7 protein-coding genes are annotated in these 10919 nt (G+C 73.0%); 2 read left to right on the forward strand and 5 right to left on the reverse strand.

Going from position 1 to position 10919, the window contains the following annotated elements; genetic code table 11:
- Positions 1-12: 12 nt before the first annotated feature.
- The 3 genes from G567_RS0114965 to G567_RS0114975 all read right to left on the reverse strand — a co-directional run bounded on the left by G567_RS0114965 (position 13) and on the right by G567_RS0114975 (position 4832).
- Positions 13-1086, reverse strand: coding sequence for an alpha/beta fold hydrolase (locus G567_RS0114965; RefSeq protein WP_028930632.1), 1074 nt, complete (start codon positions 1084-1086; stop codon positions 13-15).
- 75 nt (positions 1087-1161) lie between these two features.
- Positions 1162-2055 carry an ABC transporter permease gene (locus G567_RS29015; protein ID WP_147201177.1) on the reverse strand — a complete coding sequence of 298 codons (894 nt, stop codon included), beginning with the start codon at positions 2053-2055 and terminating at the stop codon, positions 1162-1164.
- Positions 2052-4832, reverse strand: coding sequence for an alpha/beta fold hydrolase (locus G567_RS0114975; protein WP_373865912.1), 2781 nt, complete (start codon positions 4830-4832; stop codon positions 2052-2054). The genes G567_RS29015 and G567_RS0114975 overlap by 4 nt, the downstream gene beginning before the upstream one ends.
- Positions 4833-5130: 298 nt before the next feature.
- Between G567_RS0114975 and G567_RS29020 the strand changes: the two genes are divergently transcribed.
- Positions 5131-6153 (forward strand): TerC family protein, encoded by a 1023-nt coding sequence (locus G567_RS29020; protein WP_051233104.1) that lies wholly within the window; start codon positions 5131-5133, stop codon positions 6151-6153.
- A gap of 27 nt (positions 6154-6180) precedes the next feature.
- On the opposite strand, the gene G567_RS0114985 is transcribed toward G567_RS29020, so the two are convergent.
- Positions 6181-6555 (reverse strand): FKBP-type peptidyl-prolyl cis-trans isomerase, encoded by a 375-nt coding sequence (locus G567_RS0114985; RefSeq protein ID WP_028930634.1) that lies wholly within the window; start codon positions 6553-6555, stop codon positions 6181-6183.
- A gap of 130 nt (positions 6556-6685) precedes the next feature.
- Between G567_RS0114985 and G567_RS0114990 the strand changes: the two genes are divergently transcribed.
- Entirely contained in the window at positions 6686-8164 is a 1479-nt protein-coding gene (locus G567_RS0114990) for an MFS transporter (RefSeq protein WP_261763865.1), read from the forward strand.
- Between the two features lie 8 nt (positions 8165-8172).
- On the opposite strand, the gene G567_RS0114995 is transcribed toward G567_RS0114990, so the two are convergent.
- The gene (locus G567_RS0114995) at positions 8173-10272 is read right to left on the reverse strand and encodes a S9 family peptidase (protein WP_028930636.1); all 2100 of its coding nucleotides are present in this window, start codon (positions 10270-10272) and stop codon (positions 8173-8175) included.
- Between the last annotated feature and the right edge of the window lie 647 nt (positions 10273-10919).

Here is a 10919-nt window from a genome sequence, read left to right on the forward strand (position 1 = left end):
CGTAGCCGAACCTCAGCGACCTGACGGGGCCTGCTCGACCCGGGCGACATAGGCGGCGGCCGCGGCCCGGGCCCCCTTGCCCGAAACGCCCAGCTTGGCGTAGCTGTTGGACAGGTGCCGCTCGACGGTGCGGGCGCTGATGTGCAGCCGATCGGCGATCTGCTCGTTGCCCAGTCCCGCCGTCACCAGCCTGAGCACCTCGCGCTCGCGGTGGCTCAGCTCCCCGGCGGCGACGGGAGCAGCCGGCGGGGTCTCGAGGAAGGCGTGCAGCTCGCGCACGAAGACCGGCCAGGCAGGCTCGTCGGGCAGCAGCACGTGGTTGCGGCTGTCCAGCGGCAGCAGCCGGGCGTCCGGGATCCGGGTCGCGAGCAGGCGTCCCTCCTCGAACGGCACGCTCACCTCGTCGCGGGCGTGGGCGACCAGGGTCGGGACCCGCACCTGGTCCAGCAGACCGGTGACGTCGACCTCACCCCATGTGTGCCGCAGCCGCCCGGCCATCGTCGGGGACGTCGATACCCGCATCAGCTCGTCGAACCACGCCATCTGCCGGTCGGTGGCATCCGGTACGAACCGGGTGGTGAACACGCGCCGGAACACCGGGTCGGCCCGCTCCCAGCCGACCCGGACGATGCCCTCCAGCAGTTCGACCTCCGCCCGCTGCTCGGCGGACAGGTCCCGCCGCATCCGCCCCCTCGCGTATCCGCCGCAGAGGACCAGCCGGCTGATCCGCTCCGGGTGCCGGGCCGCGTAGCAGATCGCGGCCGCTCCGCCCTGCGAGATGCCGAGCAGGGCGAATCGGTCGAGACGGGCCGCTTCGACCACGGTCGCCAGGTCGTCGACGAACGCCTCCAGCGTGATCCGCTGTGGCTCCCGATCAGACAGACCGCATCCACGTTCGTCGTAACGCACCACCTGGTGGCCCCGTCCGAGCTCCTTCCACCAGTGCCGCCACAGCGGGCTGTGCCAGTCGTGCTCCAGGTGGGTGACCCAGTTGGCGACCTTGACGATCGCCGGCCCCCGCCCGTGTGTCGCGTATGCCAGCCGGATCCCGTCCACCGCCGTGCAGAACCGGATCTGCTGCTCCACCCGCCCAGTCTAGGGCGAACCCGCAGCTCAACGCCCCCTGTGAGGGCGTAACAGTGTTAGAACACTGTTACGCCCTCACAGGGTGTCCTTGCGGTGGAAGCGGTAGGCCGCAAGGGCGCCGAAGATCAGGGCGTAGCTGAGCGCGGCGAACACGCCCCGGGTCATCTCGCCCCAGTCGACCTGCTCGGCCAGCAGCGCCGACCAGGCGGTGGCGTCGTGCGTCGGCAACCAGTTGCGCAGGTCGCCCAGTGCGGTGATCTGGTCGAGGATCTGCGACACGATCGACACCGTCACCGCACCGCCGACCGCACCCAGCGGCGCGTCCGTGCTCACCGACAGCAATAGCGCGAGCGCGGCGACCCAGCTCAGCTGCACGGCGACGTAGAGCGCGCCGAGCAGTACCCGGCCGGCGGCGGTGGCGAAGCCCAGTGACTCCCCGGCGGGACTGACCAGATCTCCTGTTCCGTAGGCCAGACTCCCGACGATCAGTGACACCACCGGTAGCAGGAGAACCGCGGCCAGCGCCAGCAGCCCCGCCACGATCGCCTTCTGCCGCAACAGCCGGGTCCGCGGAATCGGCGCCGCGAGCAGATAGCGCAGGCTCGACCACGACGCCTCGGAGGCAACGGTGTCGCCGAAGAACAGCGCGACCACCACGACGAGCAGGAAGCCCGACGAGGCGAACAGGGCGAACACGGCGAAGTTCGGCGCGCTCTGCTTGGCCAGGTCGACGAAGTTGAACGATCCGCCGGGCGGCCCCTCGGAGGCCAGGCTGAAGGCCACCCAGAGGATCACCGGCAGCAGCGCCATCAGGGCGAATGTCACGCTGGTGCGGCGGCGGCGCAGCTGGCGGACCAGCTCGACGCGCACCGGCAGGGTCCGCTCCGGGCGGTAGGACGGGCGGGACGCGGCCGAGCCCGCGGCAAAGGTGCCCACGTGTCCCCGGTGGGTGGGAGGCGAGTCGCTCACGGTGCGGTGTCCTCTCCGACCAGTTGCAGGAAGGCGTCCTCGAGGCGACGCCGTGGGCCCGCGGACTGCACGTCGATCCCGGCGGTGACCAGCGCCCGCACCACCGATGCGCGGGGGGCGCCGTTGAGCTCGGCGTGCACGAGCGTCCCGTCGACAGCGACGTCGCGGACCCCCTCCAGCGCGGCGATGACCGCGGCCGCCCGCTGCGGGGCGTCGACGGTGAAGCTGGCCGCGCCGCCCCCGGCGATGATCTCCTCGACTGTCCCGGCGGCCACCACCCTGCCGTGGTGCATGACGACGACGTGCGTGCACGTCTGCTCGACCTCGGCCAGCAGGTGGCTGGAGACCAGGACGGTGCGCCCGGCCGCGGCATAGCGGCGCAGCACCTCCCGCATCGCGTGGATCTGGGGCGGGTCGAGCCCGTTGGTCGGTTCGTCGAGCACCAGCAGCTCCGGCAATCCGAGCATCGCCTGCGCGATCGCCAACCGCTGCCGCATCCCCTGGCTGTAGGTGCCGACCCTGCGGTGCACCGAATCGCCGAGCCCGGCGATCTCCAACGCCTCCTGAAGCCGCGCCTCGGCGGCGGGCCGCCCGGTCGCGGCCCAGTACAGCCGGAGGTTCTCATGGCCGGACAGATGCGGCAGGAACCCCGGCCCCTCCACGAACGCGCCGATCCGGGCCAGCACCGGGGCCCCGGGCCCGATCGGCTCGCCGAACGCGCGGATCGCGCCCGCCGACGGACGGACCAGCCCCATCAGCATCCGCAGCGCGGTGGTCTTGCCGGCGCCGTTGGGTCCCAGCAGGCCGAGGACCATGCCCCGCTCGACGGAGAACGACACGTCCGACACCGCGGTGACCCCGCCCCGGTAGGTCTTGGCGAGCCCGGTGATCTCCAGCGGCAGGTCGGGGTCGCCCGTGACGCGGGTGGGACGGCGCCGCCGGCGGATCCACCCCGCGACGCCGGCGCCCAGCGCGATCGCCAGCACGACACCGATACCGATGACGTAGCCGATCGGGACGGTGTTCGCCGTGACGGCGCGGCCGGGCACCACGGGAACGCTCAGCGCGCCGTCGAGCTCGATCCGCCAGACCGCCGGATCGTCCGGCGACGCGTAGCCCTGGTCGGTCGTGCCGATGGACACGACGATCCGGTCGCCCGCCCGCACCGGGGCGACCACCCCCGGCAGGGTGATGGTGACCCGGGCGGGCGAGCCGTCCGCGGGCACCGGTATCCGCATCGGGGCGACCGCGCCGCCCAGCAGCGTGCGCCTGCCGTCGGCGGAGACCGTGGAGACCCGGCCGAACAGCACGGCCTCGTCCGCGCCGGGCTGGCCCGGGACCCGGGAGACGGTCAGCTCGGCACGCGGGGCGCCCACGATCGTCACGGGCGCGGGCAGCGGCTCGCTGCGGAACCGGGCAGACTGTCCGGGGATCTCCGAGGTCACCGCCGCCAGCCTGCCGCCGAGGTCGCCCAGCTGCCCGCCCACTCCGGGCAGGGCCGTGATCGCGGCCGGGCTGCCGGCCGCCGGATGCACCACCGGCTGCGGCGGACCGGCCAGCGCGATCGACTCCGTCGGCACCGGGGGCGCACCGGGCAGGCCGGGATACCCCTCGGCGACAACGGTGCGCTCGGTCGGGGTGTCCCGGTTCGTGCGCAGCTCGCTGCGCACGGCGTAGGCGAAGCCCGCGCCGGGAGCGTCACCCCGGCCGGCCAGGTAGTGGTCGAACCAGTCGGCGATCTCGGCGCGCACGGCGTCGCCGGGGGCCTCGCCGTCGTGGCCACCGGCGTACCAGACGACCCGGACGGTGCCGCCCGCGGCCGCGATCTGCCGCGCGTTGGCGTCGGCATGGTCGAGACCGAACAGGGTGTCGCGCTCGCCCTGCACGATGAGGGTCGGGGCCGTGATCCGGTCGGTCACCGAGGCCGGTGACGATCGGCGCAGCAGCTCCGCGGTGGCCGGGGAGAGCAGGCCCGTCGTCGCCGCCTCGGTATAGGCCGCGCAGATCTGCGCGGTGAACCGCCCGCAGGTCAACGGGGTGGCGTCGGCGCCTGCTGCCCGGCCGGCCGGGGAACCGGTGGCGCCCTGGGCGAAGAAGAAGCCCGCCCAGCCGCGCTTGAACACCCCGTCCGGGCCGAACGTCCCGCGGGCCGGGGTGTCCACCGGCGGTGCGGTCGCCGCGGCGGCCTCGGGGAACAGCGCCTGGCCCAGGTCGTTCCAGGTGATGACGGGGGCGAGCGCGTCGATGCGCCGGTCGTACCCGGCGAGCAGCAGCGACAGCGCCCCGCCGTAGGAGCCGCCGGTGACGCCGACACGCGGGTCACCAGGCCCGTCCCGCACCACCTCCGGCCGCGTGCTCAGCCAGTCGACGAGCTGCCGGGCGTCGGCGACCTCGTGGTCGGGGGAGTCCAGCGCGATCCGCCCGGTGCTGGCCCCGAACCCGCGGGCCGTCCAGGCCAGCACGACGAACCCGCGGGCGGCGAGGTCGCGGGCGTCGGCGTCCACCGAGGTCTTGTCGCCGCCGAAGCCGTGCGCCACCAGGACGGCGGGGGCGGGTGTCGTCTCGGGCAGATAGAGCGTCGTGTCGAGGCTGACCGGCCCCGGTGCCTCCGGCCCGCCGCGAACCTGGATCCGCTGCTCGCTGGTGCGGACCGCGGCGGCTGCATCCCGGTCGCCGGCGAGCCCCGGGAGCCCGGTGAGCGCGGCGGCGCCGGCGGCGAGCAGCGCGAGCGCGAGGACGGCGACGAGCACGCGCGGGAACCGGGGCAGTCGGGGCACTCGCATGACGTTAGGCGAGTCGGTGTGCGGTCCGGCCGGGCCACCCTCAGTGAGCTCTCAGGGTGCCCCGCGGCCGGAGACCTCGACCACCCTGGGTGGCGGGTTCCCCGCACCGGGGTGCAGACTCGGGGACTGCACCGCAGGGGAGTATCCCGCTCGTGGTGGCATCGTCAGCACGGAGCCCGGCCGACAGCGGTTCGGGAGCCCGGTGCCATCGGTCGCGACGCTCGCACAGAGCGGATCGACGGGAGAGACCTCGGGCTGCTTCACGCTGCCCGAGACCCCGGAGGCCCACCTCATGACAGTGCCCGCCTGGCTCTGGTTCGCCACCATCGGCGGCCTGGTCGCCATCATCCTGGCCGACCTCTTCCTCGTCGATCACAAACCGCATGCGGTCACCGTTCCCGAGGCCACCCGATGGGTGCTGTTCTATGTCGCGCTCGCCATGGTGTTCGGGGCGGGCCTGTGGCTGTTCGCCGGCGGGACCTATGCCGGGGAGTTCTTCGCCGGCTACATCACCGAATACTCGCTGTCGGTCGACAACCTGTTCGTCTTCGTCATCATCATGGCGACGTTCAAGGTGCCGGCGATCCACCAGCACCGAGTGCTGCTGATCGGCATCGTGATCGCACTGATCATGCGCGGCATCTTCATCGCGATCGGGGCCGCGGCCATCGCCCGGTTCAGCTGGGTCTTCTACGTCTTCGCCGCCGTGCTCATCTACACCGCGGTCAACCTGGCCCGGCAGGGCACCGCGCACGACGAGGAGTACACCGAGAACCGGGTGCTGCGGCTGCTGCGCCGGATGGTGCCGGTGACCGAGGACTACCACGGCGCGAAGTCGTTCGTGAAGATCGACGGCAAGCGCTGGGCCACTCCGATGATCATCGTGATGCTGGCGATCGGCTCGACCGACCTGCTGTTCGCGCTCGACTCCATCCCGGCGATCTTCGGCCTGACCCAGGAGGCCTACCTGGTTTTCACGGCCAACGCGTTCGCGCTGATGGGGCTGCGCCAGCTGTACTTCCTGCTCGGCGGGCTGCTGGAGCGGCTGATCTACCTGTCCTACGGGCTGGCGATCCTCCTGGCCTTCATCGGTGTCAAGCTGGTGCTGCACGCGCTGCACGAAAACTCGCTGCCGTTCATCAACGGCGGCCGGCCGGTGCCGGTACCCGAGGTGGACATCGTCGTGTCGCTGAGCGTGATCGTCGGCGTGCTGATCATCACGACCATCGCCAGCCTGATCAAGGCCCGGCGCGGCCTCCCGGCGCGGACCGACGCCGACCGGCCCGGCGCCCGGGCGTCCGAAGGGCGCGGCTGAGCCCGCCCGCGGGGGCTCGGCCAAGCGTCACTGCACGTCGAGCAGGTCCACAACGAAGATCAAGGTCTCGCCGCCCTTGATCACGCCACCCGCGCCGCGGTCGCCGTATCCCAGCTGCGGCGGGATCACCAGCCGGCGCCGCCCGCCGACCCGCATGCCCGACACCCCGCGGTCCCAGCCCGCGATCACCCGTCCGGCGCCGAGCGGGAACTGCAACGGCTGGCCGCGGTTCCAGGACGCGTCGAACTCCTCGCCGGTGGAATGCGCGACGCCCACGTAGTGCACGCTCACGGTGGAGCCCGGGGTGGCCTCGACGCCGTCACCGAGCTGGATGTCCTCGGTGACGAGGTCGGTGGGGGCGGGGCCGTCCACCGGATCGATCACGGGTCGCTGCAGCGCCACGGGTGTGCTCCTCACATATCGGGGCCTCACAGGGTGCCAGAGGACATCGGGGGTCGCGGGTTCGGCCGGGCCGACAGAGACTGGAGCGATGACCGAACTGCTCATCGGCGGCTCGGGCATCGGGTGAGTCGTGGCGAACCCGGTGGCGGCCGAGGCCTACGTCGCGGATCCGAGGCGTTGGCGGGCGTTGAGCGTCACGCTCGTTGCGGGGTTCATGACCCTGCTCGACGTGAGCATCGTCTCGGTCGCGCTTCCGTCGATGCAGCGCAGCCTGGGGGTGAGCCCGGCCGAGGCGCAGTGGGTGATCTCGGGTTACGCGCTGACCTTCGGCCTGACCCTCGTCCCCGCCGGGCGGCTGGGCGACGCGCTGGGCCGGCGCCGGATGTTCCAGTTCGCGCTCGGCGGGTTCGTGCTGTGCAGCGCGCTCGCCGGCGCCGCCCCGACCGCGGTGCTGCTCATCGTCGCGCGGCTGGCCCAGGGACTCGCGGCGGGCGCACTCGCGCCACAGAACTCCGGCCTGATCCAGGACCTGTTCCGCGGCGGTGAGCGCGGCCGCGCCTTCGGCCTGTTCGGCGGGACGGTCGGGGTGTCCACGGCGGTGGGTCCGGTCGCGGGCGGGCTCATCCTCGCCGCCGCGGGCGAGCCCGACGGATGGCGGTGGATCTTCTTCATCAACGTCCCGATCGGGGTGCTCGCCCTGCTGCTCGCCGCGCGGTGGCTACCCGGCCCGCCCGCACACGCCCGGCGGGGGAGTCTCGACGTCGTGGGCGCCGGGCTGCTGGGCGGCGCCGTGTTCGCCGTGATGCTGCCGCTGGTGGAGGCCTACGCCGGCGGCCTGGCCAGGCTGTGGTGGCTGTTTCCGGTGGGCGCGGCGCTCGCGGCGGCGTTCCTGGCCTGGGAGCGCCGGATGACCCGCCGCGGCCGGGCACCGCTGCTGGACCTGCGGCTGCTCACCGACACACCCGGCTACTCCTCGGGGGTCGCGCTCGGGATGACCTATTTCGTCGGGTTCAGCGGCATCTGGCTGGTGTTCGCGCTCTTCTTCCAGATCGGGCTCGGCTACACCCCGCTGCAGTCCGGCCTGGTCGTGACGCCGTTCGCGCTCGGCTCGGCGGTGTCCTCGACGCTGGGCGGGCGGCTGGTCGAACGGTTCGGCCGCCGGCTCACCGTGCTCGGGCTGGCGGGGGTGCTCGTCGGGCTCGGCACGACCGCGGTCGTGCTCGCGTTGGTCCCGCCGTCGGTCGCCGGGCCCGCGATGATCGCGCCGATCCTGCTGGCCGGGATCGGCGGGGGGCTGGTGATCTCCCCGAACGTGACGATGACGCTGCGGTGCGTCCCGGTGCGGATGGCCGGGTCGGCGGGTGGCGCGCTGCAGACCGCGCAACGCATCGGCGCGGCGATCGGCACGGCCGCGCTCGCCGGGATCTTCTACGCCGTCCTCAACGCCACCGGCCGCCACTACCAGCGGGGGGTGGGCATCGCGCTCGGCGTCGCGGTCGCGATGATGCTGGTCGCGTTCGCCATCGCGATCCTGGAATGGCGGGCGGGCTCCGGGCGCCCCGCCGCGGGCGAGGGGCCCGAGCCGACCGCGGCGGACACCTACCCCTGAGCAGCCGGTCAGCCCGGCCGGGGCACATCCAGCGCGGCGCGCAGGAACTCGACCTGCAACACCAGCAGGTTCTCCGCGACGACCTCCTGCGGGGTCATATGGGTCACCCCGGACAGCGGCAGCACGCTGTGCGGGCGGCCCGCGGCCAGCAGCGCCGAGGACAGCCGCAGGGTGTGCGCGGCGACCACGTTGTCATCGGCCAGCCCGTGCACCAGCAGCAGCGGCCGGTGCGGGGTCCGGGCCGCGGCGACGTCGGCGAACAGCGACGAACGCTCGTAGGCCTGCGGATCGGCGTCCGGGTGGCCCAGATAGCGCTCGGTGTAGTGGGTGTCGTAGAGGCGCCAGTCGGTGACCGGCGCGCCCGCGACGGCGGCGTGGAACACGTCCGGGCGGCGCAGCACTGCCAGCGCGGCCAGGAACCCGCCGAACGACCAGCCGCGGATGCCGACGCGGGACAGGTCCAGATCAGGGTGGCGGGCGGCGACGGCGTGCAGCGCGTCGATCTGGTCGTCGAGCACCGGTCCGGCGAGGTCGCCGTGCACGGCCCGCTCGAACGCCGGGCCGCGTCCCGGCGTGCCGCGCCCGTCGACCACGACCACGGCGAAACCCTGCTCGGCGAACCACTGGCTGGTCAGGTGCGCGTTGCGGGCGGCGAGCACGCGTTGGGCGTGCGGGCCGCCGTAGGGGTCCATGAGCACGGGCAGCCGCTGACCGGGCCGGTGCCACGACGGCAGCAGCACCGCGGTGCGCAGGTCCCGCTCGCCCGCCGTGACGATCTCCAGCCGCGGTTCCAGCCCGGTGGGCTCGGCGAACGAGGCGATCGTGAACTCGGCGCCGTCGGCGCGCCGGACCCGGGTGATGGCGCCGTCGGTGCCCAGGTCGGCGCGGGTGACCAGGAGCGTGCCGCCGGCGAGCCGCCCGCCGTACACCCCGGGGTCGGGGGTCAACGCGGTCAGCCCGGCGTCGGGCGACCAGCTCCACAGGCCGATCGAGGTCGGGTCCTGCGAGGCGCGCAGCAGCAGCGTGTCATGGTCGACGTCCAGCAGCTCGCGGACCTGCAACGACGGCGGCGTGATCGGCTCGCCGTCGACGACGAGCCGGCACGCGTCCGCGTCGGTGGCCGTCCAGACCAGCTCACCGCCGGGCAGGTGCGCGGGGACCCCGGGCACGATGTCGACCCACTGATCATCGGTGGCGGCGGTGACCTCGGTGGTGGCCCCGGACACGGTGTCGACCCGCAGCACCCGCAGCGCCCGCTGGTCGCGGGGCTGCACGGTCACGAACAGCCCGGTGGCGTCCCACATGGCGGCCACGACGTACTCGTCGGCCGCGGTGTCCCGGGCGACGGGGACGCGGCCGCCGTCGAGACCGATCAGATGCAGGGTCACCGCGGCGTTCGGGGTCCCGGCCGCCGGATAGGCGACGGGGGTGGGCTCGTGCTCCGGGTTGGCCGGGTCGGCGATGTGCCATCGCCGCACCGGCGCCTCGTCGACCCTGGCGACGAGCAGCCGGTCGCCCTCGGGGGACCACCAGTAGCCGCGCATCCGGCCCATCTCCTCGGCCGCGATGAAGTCGGCCAGCCCCCAGGTCACGTCGTCGCCGTCGGGTTCGACGAGGGTCGTGGTGAACCGGGGGGCGAGCTCGTGCACGTGCAGCGCCCCGCCGGCGACGAAGGCGACGCGCTGGCCGAGCGGGTCGGGTCGCGGGTCGATCACCCCACCGGGCGTCTCGATCTGGCGCGGGCTCAGCCCGGCCGCGAAGTCGGCGACGTAGAGCTGCCCGGACAGGGTGAATGCGGCCATGGTGACCGCCCGGTCGGAGTGGTAGCCGACGATTCCGCCCGCCTGCTCGCGACTGCGCTCCCGGCGGGCCCGTTCCGCGGGCGGCAGGTCCTCCTCGGCACCGGACTCCAGGTCGCGCGGGTCGGCGACGAGGCGCTCCTCGCCGGTGTCCAGCTCGAGCGTCCACAGGCAGGTGACCGGGTCGGTGCCGGTCTTGCTGCGCAGGAACACGACGCGTCCCCCGTCGGGGGAGAGGGTCGCGCCGCGCGGCGCGCCGAGGGTGAACCGCCGGGTGCGGGCCTGCCGGCGGGGAAAGCTGTCCGTCACGGTGATCAGTCTGCCGCGCCCGGCACCCGCGGGTCCCGCGCCCCGAGACCTCACGCCGTTATCGCTCACGCAGCGCGAGCTGGATACTCCCACGCCACTCTCACGGGACTTCTTCCTGCGCTCGGGCCGGTTAAGATCATCACCGCATCCGGATCTCTGAGGGGAAGAGATGCTTGCTCGCGTCGGAAAGGCTCGCCATCGGGCTCGCTACGGCCACCGCGCTCGGACTCGGTGTCACGACTCCGGCCTCGGCCGCGACGTCTGCGGCAGAGGGCCTGCCCTCATGTCTTGATCATCAATGGGTCGGTGACGCGGGCGTCATCAATGTTCGGACCGGTCCGAGCCGGACGATCGCCTGGAACGTGCGTGATCACACGGACAATGGCGGGCTTTGGGTGGCGCTGGTTTCGTGGATGATCGCCAGGTCGACAACAAGACCCAGAACTACAATCCTCATGGAAGTGTCAGCCCACTGGACTCCCGTCCGGGATCGATCTTCCGCCTCGACATCACGCATACGGACACCCAGGGAAGGACCTCTCACAGTGAGCGTTTCTCAGTAGCGGCATGATCATGTTGTTCTGTCGTGTTCGATGTGCAGTAGCACGAGCGCGGCGGCGGTGATGTCGCCGATCCGCCACGGGCAC

It is taken from the genome of Pseudonocardia asaccharolytica DSM 44247 = NBRC 16224 (assembly GCF_000423625.1).
Lineage (GTDB): Bacteria > Actinomycetota > Actinomycetes > Mycobacteriales > Pseudonocardiaceae > Pseudonocardia > Pseudonocardia asaccharolytica.